Genomic DNA, 18,239 nt, shown 5'->3' on the forward strand with positions numbered 1-18,239 from the left:
TTTATTTCGCTTTATGTTTAATAATGCCGCGCTCGTTTCACTCTCTCGCAGTAACGAAATCACTTTTGCGTATTCAGCTTATATATAATGTTCAGTCCTCTTAAAGTAAGCGTTCTGTCGAACACGTCTATCGCGTCGCCGTCGGCTCTTATTAGCTCGCTGAGCCCGCCCGTTGCAACCACTTTCGCATCTTTATAGCCCGTTTCTTCTTTTATTTTCTTTATAATATGTTCCACCATGCCGCGAAACCCGTTTATTATTCCCGACTGCATGTTCGTGATTGTGGTTTTGCACACAATGCTCGGGGGCGAAACAAGTTCTATTTTGGGTAATTTCGCGGTGTTGCCCGAAAGCGCGTCGGCGCTCGTTTTAAGTCCGAACGATATTAGCCCGCCCAAAAATTCGCCTTTTTCGCTAATCACGTTAAAAGTGGTCGCGGTGCCGCAGTCTATAACAATTACGGGTCCGCCGTAGGTATGATAAGCCGCCACCGAATTAACTATTCTGTCGCTTCCGAGCTCTTTCGGGTCGCCGTAACGAATGTTTAATCCCGTTTTTATACCTGCGCCCACAAGCATTGGCTTAACCTTAAAATAATAGCGCACCATGTGTTCGAACGTGTAATTAAGGTTGGGATTCACGCTGCTCATAATAACCGCCGTTATGTCGGCAAGCGCGATTCCGCCCGCAGTAAGCAAATCTTTAACGTTCAAACCGTATTCGTCGCTTGTTTTGCCCGTAACGGTGGCAAGACGCAACGACATAACGATTTCGTCGTTGTCGAAAACCGCCATTTTAATGTTTGTATTTCCTATGTCTATTACAAGAAGCAAATTTTTTCTCCTTAACTCGATTTAAATTCGCCGAGCGTTTTCGCTCGCGGCACAATTTGTTTCGTTACTTTCGCAAATATCCGACTTTTCTCCGTCGGAAACCGCGCAATTTTCGGCGTTCGTCGCCGCCTTTTCGAGTTTTCGTTTGGGCTCGTAACCATCAAGCCGCAACGCTTTTCCCACCGCGAAAGCGAGCGACGGCACCACGCTCACCGCAACGGCAAGTTCGATTGCCCCCGAAATCAAAGTTTCGGTTAAAAGAATAGCGCGAGTCATTTCGTATGTTCCGAAAAGCATACCGCCGCGCCACATAAGGCAAGGCACAACTGTGACGGTATTTAAAATCGAACCTACCGCGCAAGCCGCCACAACGGGAAGCGCTCGCATAAACTTGCTTTCGCCTTTGCATACGCGCCTAAGCCCGACATACGTCGCGTGGCACCCCAGCCCCGCCACAATTCGCGGAATAATGGGAATCCACGGGTTTGCTATGAAAGCCGCCGCCACGAAAGAAGCGGGACTCATAAACGCATACAGCAGGCTGAGCACGCCGAAGCACAGCGATTCGAAAAAAGTCATTCTCCAACCGCGCGTTACACAGGTGAACAGTAACGGTATAAGGAACACATACGGCAACAATCCGAGCACCGCCGTAAGAGCAAGCGTTACCGCCCCAACAGTAATCAGTTTTACGTTCGATTTCATTTTTTCTCTCCGCTCGACTTTTTCATATAGAAAATAGCCGGCATAATATAGTATTTAACATTTTGCTACGGTTTACAATCGCAATACCGTGCGTTTTTTTGCCGCATTAACGGACTTATTTGCGCTATCTTTTTTTAGCTTTTTTAACGGTGGCGGCTTTTTTCGTTTTCGAAGCCGTTTGCTTTCCCGTTCCCTTGCCCGCCGCGAGCTTTGGTTGCGCGGCTTCGAGCAACGGTTTGGCAAAATCGTTCTCGCCGGGCTGCAACTTTTGCTGTTCTATACCGTATACGGCAAACAAAAGCTCGTTAGTCGGCACGATGCCGTCGGCATCGAGGCGGTCTTTTCGCAACCTATACAATTCGCTCAACGCTCTGAAACGTTCGGAATCGGTGGCCTCGTGAATCAATCTGTGGCAATGAGGGCAAAGCGCCGCATAGTTTGAAGCGCGCTCTATGCTAACGTCGAATTCGCCCGCATAATCGCGCGGAATTATTTGGTGCACTTCAAGATACGGCATTCCCGTGTCTTTATCCGTAAAATATCTGCAACGGTTAACTCCGTCGAGCTCGCATTTATACCCCGTTGCTTCTTTCGCCGCAACCGAAAACATGGAGTTTATTTTTCCCAAAAGTTCGAGCGTTTCGGTTGTGGTGTAGTCGAGCGGTTCAATCAAAGCTTTTTCAAGGTCGTCCTCTTCGAATTTTTCTTTCGCCGCAGCTATTATTTTATCGTCGAGCTTAAATTCGCGCGTATCCGAAAAAAGATTTAAGTACGTCATGCGGAACACGTCTTCGTACATCATTATAAAATTCATAACGCGTTTCGCGTTGATTCTGTAAAAACGAGTGTAAGCCTCTTCGAACGTATCGAGCATATCTTCGAGGCTTATGGGATTGCTTCCGTCTATGTAGTGCGCGAAAAACAAAATTTTCGCGTCGTCAAGCACAGTTTCGCAATCTATTAAAGCGCCGGGCGCAAACTTCGAAGTTACTATGCAGTTATAACGCCCTTTGGAATAATTGTCCACAATATATTCGTGCAACGCGTTTTTTTCGAATTCGTTGCTGTCGCGGTACGCACGCAAAAATTCGGGAAAGTCGCGGAACGTTATCATTATAATATATTCCGTTCTGAGGAATTCCTCCATAGACACGTCGTGCACGTTAAAAAGATATATAAGCGCGTTATAAATTTGCCCAACCGTGTAACCCGCTTTTTCCCACGCGTCGAACACTTCGCGCGTTCTCGAAAATATGTAGTTGGTTTTAAGCGAAAAATACGAGTCCGCCACAAAAAGAAAGTCTATAAACCACCGGTCGTCGGGGCTGAGCCTTTCGCCGAGAAATTTTTCGAATACTTCGCCTTTAACGGTGAGCACAGGTTTTCCGCCTCGCGGAACAAAAAGCTTGGTGCGAATCATGTTGTTCACAAAACTTTTCGCTTTTTCGGGGCTTTCTTCCATATATGCCTGACGTTCTTCTTCCGTCATTTCGCCTATTTTTTTAAACGTGCGGAACCCCTCTTCCACGCTGTGAAGGGTTCTGAAATTTGTGGTAAAATCGAAAAGATACATATCTTTTGCCGCAAAAGACGCGTTCTGCGGATTTATTTCGCCGCTTTTTTCAAGATACAAGTCGAGTAAAGACATTTTTTCCTCCTATTTGCCGAATTCCGCAAAAGAATACCGCGTAATTGCGGTTACGGTTACTCTTTGGGTAAGCCCCTCGAACGGAACGGGCGCGGGCAACGCCGTAAACGTTACCGACTCCGTTGAAACTCCACGCTCGGTTGTGGATATATCAACCGACACGCTTTCGAAAAAGAGCGGGTCGAGAAAGCTTTCGTACAGCTTGTCGTCGGGCGAATTTTCCGACGCGGCAAACCATGATTTAAACGAGTATTTTTCCGCGAACAAGTCGAAAAACTCCGAATACTTTTCAGACGACACCTCGCAAGTTATTCCGTAAACGTCAGGATTTTCGCTCAATCCGCCCGTAAACGTAGAAAAAAGTTCGGCGGGATACGGAAATATATTTTGAAGCGCTACGTCAAACGAACGGGAATCGGCGCAATATTCGTCAAACGAGTTCCACACCGCAACGGGCGGCAAATCGTCGGGAATTTGAAAATCCGGAAATTTCACGCTCGAAACGTAAAGAGAATTTTGCACGAACGCTTTGAGTTCGCTAACATAAACGGGCGCGACGTTTCTATCGGAGAACACCGCTCTGTTTTCCAAAACGCGCGAACGGATATTTTCGCGTTCGCTCGCGTCGAAGTAATACTCCCTGCTTTCAAGCGTGGGATACGCGGGTTTTCCCGCGCCGTCTAAAACCGAGTTCAATTCGGGCACGAAAACAGAAACGGTTTGCGTCATGTTAAATTCCGCAATATTATCGAAATCGAAAGCTTTGCCGTTTGCAACTGAATAGGCGCGCGCGTATTCCTCTTGCGCCGACTGCGGAAAAACGAAAGACGGCGGCGAATCGGTTTTATTTTTATCCGCGCAGCCGCATATTACGGCAAAAGCCGCGCACAGCGCCGCAAAAACGGCAAAAACTCTTTTCATGCTACCTCCCGACTACAAACGTTATGTATCAGTATAGCACGCAAACCGCGTTTTTTGCAAGCGTTTGCCGCGAATTTCGCCCGAAATTACGAAAACGGAACCCGATTGAACGAATTCCGTTTCGGTGGCGGCTGCCACATAAGTTTCGGCGGAGTTACCGCCAGTATATAATTCGCGCCGTATGGCGCGGTTCCGTCGTTTTTCCTACCGCTTATTTGCAGCAGACGTCTCTTCCGCCGCAGCAGCAAGAGAGCAATAAGTACCACAACAGCATATCGGAGCAATCGCAGCCTTTTTTCTCGTAGCATCCGCAGCCGTTATCCCGTCCGCCGCAGCAGCAAAGCAGAAGGATGATTAGGAACATATCGTTCCCGCAGTTGTTGAACATTGCCGTTCCTCCTTAAATCGATTTGGTTTTAATTCGAGCGACGCAGGTTGCCGCAACGCCTTTGCCGCCACCGGTATGCGGCGCAAACGGTGCGGCAAGCCTTCCGTCACTTTTTGTCTTGCGTATTTCTCTTCGTTCGTGGGGCACGTCGAGACTTTTTTTCGTTTGTTTGAGAGGCACCTCTAATTTATAATATGATATATAACGGGCTGTGTGATAAAAAAGTTGGGTTATAATTAAACGAAAGCGAAAATCCGTTCGAATATAAAATGCCCCGCTTAAATTGACAAACGCTTTTTATTATGGTAAAATTTAATTTAGCAAAAAGGAGGAACGATTTCGTTATGAGCAACGGCAAATCGGAAGGCAATTTAATAGAAAGAATGTTGTCTATACTAAGCCTTTACGAGAGCGACGCGTTTCACGACGAAGCCGAATCCCCCGCCGCCGTTCGCAATTCCGAAATGGCGAAGCAAATACAAGCTTTTATCGACGAAATACCCGGCGGATTCCTAATATACCGCGCGGGAGCCGACGAACAAATAATATACGCAAACAAAGCGCTTATAAAAATATTCAAGTGCAATAATTTGGCGGAATTTCGCAAGCTTACGGGCAATTCCTTTAAAGGAATGGTGCACCCCGACGACCTCGACACGGTTGAAAAAAGCATAGCCGAGCAAATCGCAAGCAGCCGTGACAACCTCGACTATGTTGAATACAGAATAACCGACAAAAACGGCGTTGTGCGTTGGGTGGAAGACTACGGCCATTTTGTGCACACCGAAACCGCAGGCGACGTTTATTATGTGTTTATAGGCGACGCCACCGAAAAAATCACGCGCAGAATGTCGGAAACCGCAGCGCTTTTAAACGAAAAACTCGAAAAAGAAAAAAAGCTTAAAAACATAATAAAAGAATACGACAAAGAGCGCAAACTCATAACGCAAGAGCATTTGCAGCGTTTGGAAGTTATAGAGGGATTGAGCGTAAACTACGACTCCATTCTTTACGCCGACCTTAATGAAAACATGGTTTTGCCGTACCGACTAAGCACACGGCTCGAGCGGCAGTTCGAAAAAAAGTTGCAAGTGCGCGAATTTAACTGGTTTGTTTCCGACTATTTGAATGTTTGGGTTCACCCCGAAGACCGCGCGCTTGTGGCGAAAATGACTTCGTGCGAATCCATTATAGAAAAGCTTGCCGAAAGCCCCACCTACTATTTGAATTACAGATGCATTCAAAACAACGAAGTGCAATACATTCAACTTCGCATAGTAAACGTGGGAAGCTCGGAAAACGTTTCGCAGATAGTTATGGGCTATCGAAACATAGACGAAGAAATTTTGCAACAAATAAAACAAAAGCAATTTCTCGAAGACGCTTTGAACGCTTCGAAGCTCGCTTATGTGGCAAAAAACACTTTTCTTTCAAATATGTCGCACGATATGCGCACTCCTTTGAACGCCATTTTCGGCTATACCTCTCTCGCGCAAAAAAACGCGCAAAATCCCGCGCTTGTTACAGAGTATTTAAATAAAATCGGCGCGGCAAGCAATCAGATTCTCGAACTGACAAACAAAGTTTTGGAAATTACATATTCGGAATCGCAGGATTTCCATATAAACGAAACGGAATGTAACGTTTTGCAAATAATCGGCGAAGCGGTTAGTTCGGTTTCGGCGCAAGCAAACCAAAAAAATATATCGGTTAACGTTATAACGCCTCAAATCGAGCACGCCGACGTTTTTGCCGATAAAGACAAGTTGCTTCAAATTCTTTCGCACATTGTGAACAACGCGGTTAAATACACGAAAAACGGCGGCTCCGTGAGTCTTTCCGTAAGCGAGCAACGCAAACCGAACTCGGAATTTTCAACTTACAAGTTTTCGGTGGAAGACACCGGAATAGGCATAAGCAAAAAGTCGCTCAAACGAATTTTCGAGCCTTTCGAGCGCGAGCACAACACCACTTTATGCGGCGTGTACGGCTCGGGGCTCGGTCTTACTATAGCCAAGCACATAACCGAAATGATGGGCGGAACAATTAAGGCACAAAGCACGGTTGGCAAAGGAAGCGTCTTTACCGTTATATTGAGTTTCAGGCTTCGGCAAAAAACGCAGTCGCCACACGCTCGACACGACGAACCGAGCGAAGAATTGCGCGGCAAAAAAATACTGCTTGTGGAAGACAACGAAATAAACCTCGAAATCGAAACCGATATTTTGCAAGACATGGGTTTTTGCGTAGACACAGCCGAAAACGGGCAAATAGCCGTAGATAAAGTTGCGGCGTCTTGCGCGGGCGATTACGACTTGATTTTAATGGACATACAAATGCCGGTTATGGACGGATTAAAGGCAACAGCAACTATACGCAAACTTCCTAACCCCGCCCACTCGCGCATTCCCATTATAGCGCTGTCGGCGAACGCGTTCGAAAGCGACAAGCGCACTTCTATGGAAATAGGAATGGACGCGCACCTTACAAAACCGCTTGACGGCGCCGAACTCATCGCGTCGGCGGCGGCAATACTGCGCGGACGCAAGGCGGAAGCGTGAAAGGCGTTTCAACTTATGCAAACGCTTGACGAACAAACTGTTTTTTATTAAAATGAAAGATACACAAACAAGGAGCTTACAACAAAATGGCTGATAAGAAAAACGCGCTCACTATGGATAAACTTGTGGCGCTGTGCAAAGGACGCGGATTCATTTTCGCGGGCAGTGAAATTTACGGCGGGCTTGCCAACACTTGGGACTACGGTCCGCTCGGCGTGGAAATGAAAAATAATATAAAGAAAGCTTGGTGGAAAAAATTCGTTACCGAATCCCCCACCAACGTAGGCGTAGACTGCTCTATTCTTATGAACACTTCGGTGTGGGAAGCCAGCGGACACGTCGGCGGCTTTTCCGACCCTCTTATGGACTGCAAATCGTGCAAAACCCGCCACCGCGCCGACAATCTTGTGGAAGATTATATAGAACGCAAAAAAAAGAACGTTAAAATAGCGGGATGGAGCAACGAAGAACTTTCGAAATATATTGCCGACAATAAAATTCCCTGCCCCGTTTGCGGAAAATGCGATTTCACTCCCATAAAAAAATTCAACCTTATGTTTAAAACGTTTCAAGGCGTAACCGAAGACAGCGCCGCTACGGTGTATCTTCGTCCCGAAACGGCGCAAGGCATATTCGTAAACTTTAAAAACGTTCAACGTTCCACTCGCGCGAAAATTCCTTTCGGCATAGGTCAGGTAGGCAAATCGTTCCGAAACGAAATAACTCCCGGCAACTTTACGTTCCGCACACGCGAATTCGAACAAATGGAACTCGAATTTTTCTGCGAGCCGGGCACAGACCTCGAATGGTTCGACTACTGGGAAAAGTTCTGCCGAGAATGGCTTTTGGGGCTTGGAATCAAAGAAGAAAATTTGCGGCTCAGAAAGCACGAAAAAGAAGAACTCAGCCATTACAGCAAAGCAACTACCGACTTCGAATTTAAATTTCCGTTCGGATGGGGCGAGCTTTGGGGAATTGCCGACCGCACCGACTACGACCTTAAATGCCACCAAAATAAATCGGGACAAAGCATGGAATACACCGACCCCGTCACTGGCGCGAAATACGTTCCTTACTGCGTTGAGCCGAGCTTGGGAGTTGAGCGCGCTATGATGGCGCTACTGTGCAACGCCTACGAAGAAGAGGAACTCGAGGGCGGCGACACCCGCACCGTTTTGCACTTGCACCACTTCCTCGCCCCGTATAAAATCGCCGTTCTCCCCCTTCAAAAAAATCTTTCGGAAAAAGCCGACGCGCTTTACCGCGAGCTTTGCAAAAAATTCGTTTGCACCTACGACCTTACCGGTTCAATCGGAAAACGTTACCGTAGGCAGGACGAAATCGGAACCCCTTATTGCGTAACGGTAGACTTCGAAACTTTGGAAAACGACACCGTTACGGTGCGCGAACGCGATTCCATGAAACAAATAAGACTTTCGCTCGGCGAACTCGGCGCCTACTTTGAAAAAGCGCTCGAATATTGAGTTTATTGAGCCGAAAAGCCTTAAAACGCGATTTGATAAAAAAACTCCGTTTTAACAGCGGAGTTTTTTAAGGAGACACTATTTTGAAAAAACGTATTACGCGTATAATCTGCCTTTTAATAACCGCCGCAATGGCGCTGATTGTTGCAACGGGTTGCGAAAAAACGCCCGAACCCGCACGCGAACCCGATAAACTTGCGGCGGAACTTTCCGCGTCGCTCAAAACGTATTTAAATTCGCAAGAATTTTCCGAAGTCGTGCAATCGGCTCGCTCCGCGCGCGAACGCACCGAACTCATGTATCTTAAATACGTTGACGGAGTTTTTTACGGAACGGACAACGTTGTTCAATTAAAAACATATCTTAACTTTATAAACTATATAGTAGACAATGGCGCGCTTTCCGACAGCAAATTCGTTTCTTCCCCCGCTGCGGAACAAGGTTGGTACGGCATTACCGACTTTTTATACGGTTGGTCGTATATATACAATCAATATCTTCAATATTGCGCGGCGGCAAACATAACCGACACTTCTTTTAGCACATATTTGCCGATGATTAAAAAATATTTACAAAATGTCGATTCGTTCTTAGCGGGAAACCCCGTAGAAGAAGAGCCTGTTGTTAAAGTGGCATGGGGATATTCCGCAACCAACGTTTTGCCGATGACCGCCGCAAATCTCGGAATAGAAAACGCCACTCCTCACTGCGACGAAGTAATGCTTTCGTATTACGAAAAAGACGGCGACGGCAATTTTATAAAAGAGGGCGACACGCCCGACTGGGTGGGCTTTTCGGGCAGACCCATGTGCGCGTCGCTTTACCGCAACAGCGAAAAATACAGCGCGGCTTATGAAAAAACAATGCAAGGCTATTTCCCGTTCACCGACGGCTGGGACCAACCGCTTGACGAAATGGTAAACCTCGACAGACTGTGCGACTATTATAACCAAACGCTTTCGTCGGGCGCGGGCGCAGTTCCCGAATACGCTTTGCTTACGGGAATGATGCACGGAATAAATATGGAAAGTTACGTTAAGGAGTCGCCCGCCACAGGAGAAAATGCGGACGAACGTTACAACGTTATAACGCTGTGGAGAAACGGGCTGCAAACGGACGAAAACGGCAACTATATTATAAACAATCTCACCGACATGGCTGTGGCAATCGCGTATATAGCTCAAACCGAAGGCGTGTCGGCGCCCTCGCCGCTCGGCGCGTACAATCAAAATTCGGCGGTTATAAAACTGTGAGGGCGGGCAACGTGCGTAAACGCTTGACTATTGCGGCAATAACCGCTATACTCGTTTTATGTTTTATGGCGCTGAGCGGTTGCGGCGAGCTTTGGTTTAAAGACAAGCAAAGCGAATCGCCCGACTACCACCCTTCCGACGCGGACCAAACGCAATACGCAAGTTTCGTACTTGAATTGCGTATGCCTAACGGAGAACAGCAAACCGAAGAGTGGGATTCTTTCCCTCATTCAAAGCTCGACGGCGACATTATAGAAAGTTGGGAAATTCCGTATTTTGGAAACACGGTATACGAGTCGGTTAAAAAATTTTTCGCGGAACGTTCCGACAGTATAACTTTCAGAGCGGAACAACACAAGTTCTATATGTTTCACGAATGCGTTCTCCAAGACGGAACACGCTACAATCTTGAAACGGCGTATGTTGCGGTAGACGGCAAATATTCGAGTTGCGCGAATTACCAAACTCTATTCGGAACCGACGGAATCGCGGGTACCGACGACGACGTTAAACTCGTTATAATAGTATACAACGGTTGGCTGAATTAGCCCGCTATAAGGAGCAATAAAAAAATGAACAATCTTATGAGCGAAGAAAAAGTTAAACGGCTTGCTCAAACAAAAGGAATAAAAGGTTTTGTCGCAATGTTCGTTTTGCTCGGAGCAATGTGTTTCGACCAATTTATTCTCGACATTCCTTTTGCGAACGTCGTGTTCCCCATTTTAATTATTTGCGCGGCAAGCATGAACGTTGCGAAAAACGTATTGCTTGTTTCTGTTTATTCCGTTTTGTTCGAACTCAGTTGCCTTGCGTGGTTTCCCGCAAACATATTGCGCGTTCAATGGTGGCTACTCGAAGTTTGGCTCGGATACATGATGCCGTTTTTCGTGTATAAACTATTAAACCGCAAACATAAAAACGTAAGCGTATGGTCGTATGCGGCTATGGCGGCGCTTTCCGAGCTTTTGTACTTTTGGGTGTCGGTGGTTGCAACGATAATAATTTGGGGCGTGCATCCCCTTGCATACGTTCTAAACGATTTGCCTTTCGAGGCAATAGGTTGCGCGGCAACTTTTGTTTGCGCTCTTCCCGTAGCCGCGCTCTACAAAATTTCTACGGGCGAACTCGCAATACCCGCGCTACTTAAAAAACGCAAAGCCGCAGCAAATTAGCGTACAACGTTTTAACAGTTAAAGCGACGCCACAAACAATGGCGTCGCTTTTTTTAATCCGATTTACTTTTGCAAAAAGAAAAACGACTGCGCAAACTACACAATCGTTTTTAATGAAATGCGGCAATTACCTACTCTCCCGGCTCGTTGCCAAGCAAGTACCCTCGGCTCCACGAGGCTTAACTTCCGTGTTCGGTATGGGAACGGGTGGGTCCCTCGCGATATGGTCACCGCAATGGTACTGTGAACTTTGAACTCACAGCTTAATTATTCTATCATAAGCGCATGGTAATTGTCAAACGTTTTAACAAAGCTTTTCATAAAAACATTATAATTTTATAACACGCAACAAAAATACATATACTACGTTGCGAATATATGCGCATAATAATTATACAAAAACGTAAGATTACCCACATATCATAGCGGCGCTATTTTGTTGCATTGACAAAAATAATATAGTATAATATTCGTATTCGGAGCAGATATGAAGCAAAAAATCTTAAACGCTTTAAAAACAAATTATCTTATATTTGCTTTTTGGGCAGTTTCCTTAATTATAGAGCTCACCGCCGTAACTGTTACGGGCGGAAAATTTTTTATACGCAAACCGTATATATACCTTTCGATAATGCTTGTGTTCACAAGCGTTATGTACTCCGTTAAAAATCAAAACGGTCGTTTTTGGTTCGCTTTCGCGTTGCTCGCCTTTCAATTTGCGGTAGACCTCGTGTTTATTATTATTTTTGAAATGACGGACACAATATTCGACTTTTCTATGCTAAATCTTCGAAAAGACGGTATGGCAATCATTGAAAGCATACCTATAAACTTCGTTTATGTGCTCGTTTCGGGAATAATGCTGAGCGCCTACGTTCTTTTCGGGCGTTACTTTATTAGAAGAGTGCCCAAGCCGCCAAAACCCGCAAAACTGCCGCTTGCGCTCACCGCCGCAGCTATGGCATGCACTCTTATTCTGCACGGCGTGTTTGCTTACGTCTCTCACCGAAACTACGACCCGAGCAACACCGTTACAAAACTACACCGCACCGACACTTCGTCTTATGCCGATAAAGGAATTATGGGCAACTTTATAGACGAGCTATATAAAGGGGCGTTTTTCAGCAAAGTGAAATTAGGCGACACCGACGAACTCGAAAACTTTGTCTATTCGCAAATTTCCACTCAAACCGACATGTTCGGAATCGCAAAAAATTATAACGTTGTAACTGTGCTCGGCGAAAGTTTCGAATGGTTTTCGTTTATTGCCGACGCCGCCAAATTTCCGGGCGGTTTCGACGCAAGCGAAGAAACGCTCAGACAGCTTTATCCAAACCTCTACGAGCTTTACGATTCGGCGGTGGTAATGAATAATTTCCACGCGCGCGAAAAAACCGACATATCCGAAAACCTTTCTATAATAGGGGCGTACCCCACCGACAAATTCACCAACTACGACTATCCGAAAAACACAGTAGTCACTTCCCTTGCGCGCACGCTCAAAGCGTTCGATTCCTCCGTTGCGGCTAACTCGTTCCACAACGGCACGGCTTCGTTTTATAACCGCAACGAATATTTAACTCACGGGCTGGGGTTCGATTCGTTTAAAGCCGCCGACGACATGACTAAAATGGGAATGCCCGACTATCTTTGGAACGGGGAACGAAATCTTGACAGCGACATGATTAAAACGTGCGCCGAAAGCATGTTTCCAACCGACCGCCGTTTTTATACTTATATAACCACAATTACGCAACACGGACAATACGAACCGCGCGAAAATTTAAAAAAATATTACGATAAGCTCGACGCATACGGCGTTGCTTCTCTCCCCGACGAACACGACAAAAACTATAACGTTAAAAAAGCTTTCCGCACATACGTTGCCGCCGCAATGGAACTCGACGCCGCCATAGGCGAAATCAACTCCGAGCTCAACAAACGCGGACTTGCCGATAATACCGTTCTTGTGCTCTTCGGCGACCACAACGCCTACTATTCTTCGCTTTCGGGCGAGGTTAAAGGCATAACCGACGGAAAATACGATTCCGAAAACTATACCGGACTATACCGCGTGCCGTTTATGGTGCGCATAGGAAACGGAAACGACTTTAAAAAAGGCGGGAAATTCGAAAACAGACGCATAATAAATAAATTCACTTGCACCGCCGACATACTCCCCACGCTATACGACTTACTCGGAATAAAGACGTTTTCAAATCTTTTATACGGACACAGCGTGTTCGAAGATACCGAAAGCGTTTTGTATTCGCGCGCATACGACGTGTTCGTAACCGACAAAGTGTATTTCTCGTCGCTCAATAAAATACGCTATAAGGCGCAAGACGCCGACGAAGCATATATGGAGCGAACGGAAAAAGAAGCCGTGCTTCTAATGCAAAAAGTAAGCCATACAAACAGAATATTCTACTACGATTATCTTTCGGGCGAAAAAGAGAGCGAATATTACGAAAAATTGAAATCGATACAATAAACAAAAAACAGGTAAACGAAAAAAGCGTTCGCCTGTTTTTATTTGCTTTATTCGGAGTATTTTGTTCCTATTCTTTCGCCGCAAAGCACTGCGGTTTCGTAACCGTCGGCTGTGTTTTGCAAAAATTCGGAATCGGGAACCACTTTGTCGCGCTCAACAAGCACAACTATTGTGGAGCCGCCGAATTCGAACCTGCCTTTTTCCTCGCCGCGCGAATACCGCCCCGCATTGTGATTGTTCACAATACGCCCAACCATCATAGCGCCCACCTCAATCTGCGTAACGTCGCCGAAATTTTCGGTGTGCATAACAGTGTATTCACGGCAATTTTCGGCAAAAACCCGCCTTCTTTCAAGAGCTACGGGTTGAACGGTATGAAGCCGCCCCTTAATAAACACGTTGTTTTCTTTTTCGCAGTTGTCAAGGTAAAAATATCGGTGATAATCCGATACCGCAAGTCTGAATACAAAGCAATAGCCGCCCTCGTACTTTTTTGCGAGCTCCGAATTTTTTAAAAGAGTTTCCGCCGTATAGCGAAATCCTTTTACTTCAAAAGTAGAGTCGGAATCCAACTTATATAACGATAACTTCGCGTCGCACGGCGAAACGAACGCTTCGGACGCTTCGGCAAAAGGGCGAAGTTCGGGGCGTATTCTGCGGGTGAAAAACGCGTTAAAACTGCGGTAATCTTCGCTTATATACTGCGACATATCGATACCGTTATTTTTAACGTACTTTTTAATTCTGCGGCGTGAAAGTCTGCCGTCAAGATACTTGCCAACTATTTTCGAAATAACCCTGCCCGACAACAAACGCAACAGCGGCGCGCCTAACCTGCTGCGGTATAAAAAACGCAAACTTTTCGGCGGCGTAGGCTCTTTATATTTCTCTCTCATAAAAACGGAATGTCATGGCGACGGGGCGGCTTTACCTGCCTAAAACACAGTCCTTTAACTAAAAGCAGAGCCAAAAGCAACGCCGCCACTATGCCTATTGCAATCAAAATTCCTCTTGTTCTCAGCTTTACTATACGGAATCGGAGCACGAACAGCACAGCCATAAGAACAAGTCCGGCAGCCATTATTATTCCCGATATAAAAAAGTATTTTTCGGAATGCCAAAAAAAGCTCGCCACCATCCAAAAAATCGGATATGCCACAGCGGCGCTCGTTACGGGCAACCCCTCGTAAGATTTTCGAGGAGCACCCCCCCCCGCGAGTTCTTCGTTTCGCCGCAATTCTTCCGACACGTTGAAATGCGCCAAACGAATAAGCGCGCACAACACAAAGAATGCAAACACGGGAACATAATACCATCTATCCATTCCCATGCCGAATCCGAGCATAGCGGGCGCAACCCCGAACGCGATTAAGTCGGAAAGCGAATCGATTTGCTCGCCGAACATACGTTCTTCAATAGTGCGGTTTTTCCGCGTTTTCGCCACCGTGCCGTCGAACGCGTCGCACACGCCCGACACGAGCAAGCATATAACGCCCACCCAAGTATGGTGCACAACGGAAAAACAAATTCCAACAACGGCGGCAATAACCGATAAATATGTAAGTATCACGCCGTAATGATATTGTCCGAGTATTTTTTTACCTTTCATCATCAGTTCCTCGTTCTTTTTCTTCCTGTAATTCGCCGTCTATTTCTTCGTTTGAATTTTTTTCGTTAGTAGCTACGGGTTCGATTGCGGCGCAACTTTCGGAATTTTGTTCACCGTTCGCTTCCGTCTTTATTTCTCCGTCATGTTCAATAGCAAGCTCTGTTTCAGCGCAAGTTTCTTCTGTTAAAGGCGATTCCGCTTTCTTTCGCCTCACTAATCGCCCGTGTTCCGCAAGCGTAATAACTCCCGATATTATCAAGCTCAAATAATAAGATATTGTGCGCGTAACCATCATTGCCACAACAATGAAAGAATCTTCGAAGCAAACGCAGTACACGTTCATATACATATATTCGAAAGCGCCTACGCCGCCGGGAAGCGGCACCGAATTGTAACCGAGAGTAACAAACGCCTGCAACGCTAAAATCGTAAGAAACGAAGTGTCTATATTCACAGAAGTGCACACAAAGCAAGTAACAAGCATTTGCGACGCACGTTGCATAATATTGAATAGCAATACCGCAATAAAAAGCGCTCTGTGTTCGCGCAGAGCCGAAAGACAGCTCTTGTATTTTTCAACGGCGCCCGTAAGCTTTCCGCGCCATTTTTCTTCTTTTTTAATTAGCTTGATTTTTATAAAAAAGGTTATAAAGGCGTTCCCGCATTTTAAAACAGCGCGGTGGCAAAACATGCAAGCCGTAAAGAAGGCGAGTAATAAACACTGCACCGCTATCCCGAGAATTATCAGCAACTTAACTAAAAAGCCGAATTGCAAAAACATTGCGGGACGAATAGCGAACGCGGCGGCGCCGAGCACTATTATTGCGCCCGTATACGCTATAAGGTTGAACACAAGCGAAAACGTTGCGGTGCCCGCGCTCATCCCGTCTTGCACCATATAGTAAGCCGAAGCGGGTTGTCCGCCCGCCGCGCTCGGCGTTATGGCGGAATAATACACGTCGGCAGCCGAATACACTACGGACTTGCGGAACTTGCATTTATGCCCGAAAGCTCGGCTTATAACGTGCAAACTCAGCGCTTCGAACAAAATATAGCCGAGCATGCAAACAAACGCAAGAATAAGAAAAAGCGGATTGCTTGCTCGCAAAAAATCCCAAATGCTTCCGAAATCAAGTTCGCGGTTGCTGAGGAACAAAATAACCAAAGTAACCGCTATAAGCGCCAAAAGGACAATCAAATTGATTATCTGCTTCTTTGCTCCTTTGGTTAGCTTGCGTCTCATTTGCCTTTCGCTCCGTTGCATTGCCGATTGCGTTACGTTTAAAATTTTTTAAACGCTCAACCGCTTAACGCGTTTTTATTATACCACAGTTTAACGCACGTTGTCAATATCGCTTGTTTTTATCGCAACGCCAACATAATTATATCAAATAATATCCTACTCGGTCAAACGTATACCAACATAAAAACTCCTTACATATTCGTAATAATAAAGATTATACGCCACTCCCCGAAACAAACCCGGTAAATCGGTTACGGCGAGGCTCATACAATCCCTAAGCCCATAAATATTTAGGCTTGTAAATATAATACCATACTTCCCCCCCCCGCAAGCAATTCGAGGTAGTTTTTTAAATTTTCTTCAAAACTATTTAACAACAAAAGAAAGCCGCTCAAACGAACGGCTTTCTTTGTGTTGTTAAATTTGTGTTTCAAAAAAATTATTTACCAAAATGTCTCGGTATTCTTCCGGTATGGTCTCACTACCCATTCGCTGAATATGAAGTCCTTCTGACGTAAATATGCCAACAAAATTAACGTCCAATGAAATTACATGGAATGCATCTTCAAAAACCAAACGAACACACCAACCTTCCGGCATATTCATCTCTTCTTCCGCATACAAAAATCGGATTTCGGAATAAATTCGCAAAAAGTCATCTACTTTTTCTTCCGCTAAAGTTTCTACTATTTCCATATTTTCAAATTTAAACGGAATATATTTGTTATTTGAAACATTTGACGATTTTCTTGGATAATAAACAGATTGCTCTTCCGATTCGGCACATTTTATCAACTCAACTTTTGTTACCCCTTTTTTTAAATTATCATAATCGAAATGATTCGGCGGAGTGCAAGCAAAACAACCAAAAGCTATTAAACATAAAAGCATTAAGGTAATAATTTTTTTTAACATTTTTATCTCCTTTGTATTTAAAATTTTGCTTTTATCCCAAAACTTATTTTACCACAGCTATCATGCTACTGTCAAACATAACAAAAGAAAGCCGCTCAAACGAACGGCTTTCTTTGTTTTGTTAAATTTGTGTTTCAAAAAAATTATTTACCAAAATGTCCCTATATTCCGGCGTTATATTTAAACTTCCTAATTGAGTTGCTATTCCATCATCTCTATATATCCTAGCAAACTTAACATCCAATGAAATTACATGAAAACTACGACTCCGTATCAATCTAACGCACCAACCTTCTGGTAGACTCATTTCTTCTTCTGCAGACACAAACTTAATTTTACAATATACTTTTAGGAAATCGTCTATCTTATCCGCAGATAAAATCTCCACAAGCTCCATTTTTTCATAATCGAATGATTTGTATTCTTGCTTAGCTCCTTTTCTCGGGTACCAAACAGACTGTTCTTCCGATTCGGCACATTTTATCAACTCAACTCTTATTACCCCTTCTTTCATATCTTCATAATCAAAATAATTGGGCGGAGTACAAGCAAAACAACCAAAAGCTATTGAGCATAAAAGCATTACGGCAACAACTCTTTTTAACATTTTTATCTCCTTTGTATTTATGTTGTAAAATCTGCTTTTATCACAAAACATATTTTACCACAACAAAACCGTTGCTGTCAAATATACAAAGAAAGCCGCTCAAACGAACGGCTTTCTTTACTTTTGTTAAATTTGTGTTTCAAAAAAATTGTTGACCAAAATATCTCGGTATTCAGGCGTAATATTCAAACTGCCTAATTGGACTGATATACCATCATCTCTATATATTCTAGCAAACTTAACATCTAATGAAATTACATGGAATGCATCTTTATAAAGCAACCGAACACACCAACCTTCCGGTAGGCTCATCTCTTCTTCTGCAGACACAAACTTAATTTTACAATATACTTTTAGGAAATCGTCTATCTTATCCGCAGATAAAATCTCCACAAGCTCCATTTTT

17 protein-coding genes and 1 rRNA gene are annotated in these 18,239 nt (G+C 44.9%); 6 read left to right on the forward strand and 12 right to left on the reverse strand.

All coding sequences use genetic code 11. The features are described from left to right. Window positions 1-59: 59 nt before the first annotated feature. The 5 genes from NFR62_RS08770 to NFR62_RS08790 all read right to left on the reverse strand — a co-directional run bounded on the left by NFR62_RS08770 (window position 60) and on the right by NFR62_RS08790 (window position 4,495). Window positions 60-833 (reverse strand): type III pantothenate kinase, encoded by a 774-nt coding sequence (locus NFR62_RS08770; protein WP_251617528.1) that lies wholly within the window; start codon window positions 831-833, stop codon window positions 60-62. A 21-nt stretch (window positions 834-854) separates the two neighbouring features. After that, window positions 855-1,538 carry a hypothetical protein gene (locus tag NFR62_RS08775; RefSeq protein ID WP_251617530.1) on the reverse strand — a complete coding sequence of 228 codons (684 nt, stop codon included), beginning with the start codon at window positions 1,536-1,538 and terminating at the stop codon, window positions 855-857. A gap of 124 nt (window positions 1,539-1,662) precedes the next feature. Further along, window positions 1,663-3,186 (reverse strand): hypothetical protein, encoded by a 1,524-nt coding sequence (locus NFR62_RS08780; RefSeq protein WP_251617532.1) that lies wholly within the window; start codon window positions 3,184-3,186, stop codon window positions 1,663-1,665. A 9-nt stretch (window positions 3,187-3,195) separates the two neighbouring features. Beyond that, the gene (locus NFR62_RS08785; protein ID WP_251617534.1) at window positions 3,196-4,107 is read right to left on the reverse strand and encodes a hypothetical protein; all 912 of its coding nucleotides are present in this window, start codon (window positions 4,105-4,107) and stop codon (window positions 3,196-3,198) included. 211 nt (window positions 4,108-4,318) lie between these two features. Continuing rightward, on the reverse strand, window positions 4,319-4,495 hold the full coding sequence (locus NFR62_RS08790; protein ID WP_251617536.1) for a hypothetical protein: 177 nt from the start codon (window positions 4,493-4,495) through the stop codon (window positions 4,319-4,321). Between the two features lie 344 nt (window positions 4,496-4,839). On the opposite strand from NFR62_RS08790, the gene NFR62_RS08795 reads away from it, so the two are divergent. From NFR62_RS08795 to NFR62_RS08815, 5 genes are all read left to right on the forward strand, one after another. After that, window positions 4,840-7,056, forward strand: a complete 2,217-nt coding sequence (locus NFR62_RS08795; protein ID WP_251617538.1) for a hybrid sensor histidine kinase/response regulator — start codon at window positions 4,840-4,842, stop codon at window positions 7,054-7,056. 86 nt (window positions 7,057-7,142) lie between these two features. Further along, window positions 7,143-8,540 carry a glycine--tRNA ligase gene (locus NFR62_RS08800; RefSeq protein WP_251617540.1) on the forward strand — a complete coding sequence of 466 codons (1,398 nt, stop codon included), beginning with the start codon at window positions 7,143-7,145 and terminating at the stop codon, window positions 8,538-8,540. Between the two features lie 83 nt (window positions 8,541-8,623). After that, the gene (locus tag NFR62_RS08805) at window positions 8,624-9,793 is read left to right on the forward strand and encodes a hypothetical protein (RefSeq protein ID WP_251617542.1); all 1,170 of its coding nucleotides are present in this window, start codon (window positions 8,624-8,626) and stop codon (window positions 9,791-9,793) included. Further along, window positions 9,790-10,341 (forward strand): hypothetical protein, encoded by a 552-nt coding sequence (locus tag NFR62_RS08810; RefSeq protein ID WP_251617544.1) that lies wholly within the window; start codon window positions 9,790-9,792, stop codon window positions 10,339-10,341. The genes NFR62_RS08805 and NFR62_RS08810 overlap by 4 nt, the downstream gene beginning before the upstream one ends. A 24-nt stretch (window positions 10,342-10,365) precedes the next feature. Continuing rightward, window positions 10,366-10,965 (forward strand): hypothetical protein, encoded by a 600-nt coding sequence (locus tag NFR62_RS08815; protein WP_251617546.1) that lies wholly within the window; start codon window positions 10,366-10,368, stop codon window positions 10,963-10,965. Window positions 10,966-11,083: 118 nt separating this feature from the next. Here NFR62_RS08815 and rrf read toward each other — a convergent pair. After that, a 5S ribosomal RNA gene (rrf, locus tag NFR62_RS08820) occupies window positions 11,084-11,200 on the reverse strand. 252 nt (window positions 11,201-11,452) lie between these two features. Between rrf and NFR62_RS08825 the strand changes: the two genes are divergently transcribed. Next, window positions 11,453-13,459: an LTA synthase family protein gene (locus NFR62_RS08825; protein ID WP_251617548.1), complete on the forward strand. Its 2,007-nt coding sequence runs from the start codon at window positions 11,453-11,455 to the stop codon at window positions 13,457-13,459. Window positions 13,460-13,506: 47 nt separating this feature from the next. Here the strand turns inward: NFR62_RS08825 and NFR62_RS08830 are convergent, their stop codons facing one another. The 6 genes from NFR62_RS08830 to NFR62_RS08855 form a co-directional block, all read right to left on the reverse strand. After that, a complete protein-coding gene (locus NFR62_RS08830) occupies window positions 13,507-14,355 on the reverse strand; it encodes a phosphatidylserine decarboxylase (protein WP_251617550.1) in 849 nt (282 codons plus the stop codon). Beyond that, complete coding sequence (locus NFR62_RS08835; RefSeq protein ID WP_251617557.1) at window positions 14,352-15,071, reverse strand: CDP-alcohol phosphatidyltransferase family protein; 720 nt, start codon at window positions 15,069-15,071, stop codon at window positions 14,352-14,354. Before NFR62_RS08835 ends, NFR62_RS08830 begins: the two co-directional genes overlap by 4 nt. Continuing rightward, window positions 15,058-16,311, reverse strand: coding sequence for a lysylphosphatidylglycerol synthase transmembrane domain-containing protein (locus NFR62_RS08840; protein ID WP_251617559.1), 1,254 nt, complete (start codon window positions 16,309-16,311; stop codon window positions 15,058-15,060). Before NFR62_RS08840 ends, NFR62_RS08835 begins: the two co-directional genes overlap by 14 nt. A gap of 417 nt (window positions 16,312-16,728) precedes the next feature. Beyond that, entirely contained in the window at window positions 16,729-17,226 is a 498-nt protein-coding gene (locus NFR62_RS08845; protein ID WP_251617561.1) for a hypothetical protein, read from the reverse strand. 121 nt (window positions 17,227-17,347) lie between these two features. Beyond that, window positions 17,348-17,833, reverse strand: coding sequence for a hypothetical protein (locus NFR62_RS08850; RefSeq protein WP_251617563.1), 486 nt, complete (start codon window positions 17,831-17,833; stop codon window positions 17,348-17,350). 126 nt (window positions 17,834-17,959) lie between these two features. Continuing rightward, a partial coding sequence (locus tag NFR62_RS08855) for a hypothetical protein (RefSeq protein WP_251617565.1) occupies window positions 17,960-18,239 on the reverse strand: 280 nt, incomplete at its 5' end.

Origin of the sequence: Pumilibacter muris (assembly GCF_943193045.1) — a bacterium.
In the GTDB taxonomy this organism is placed as follows: domain Bacteria; phylum Bacillota; class Clostridia; order Christensenellales; family Pumilibacteraceae; genus Pumilibacter; species Pumilibacter muris.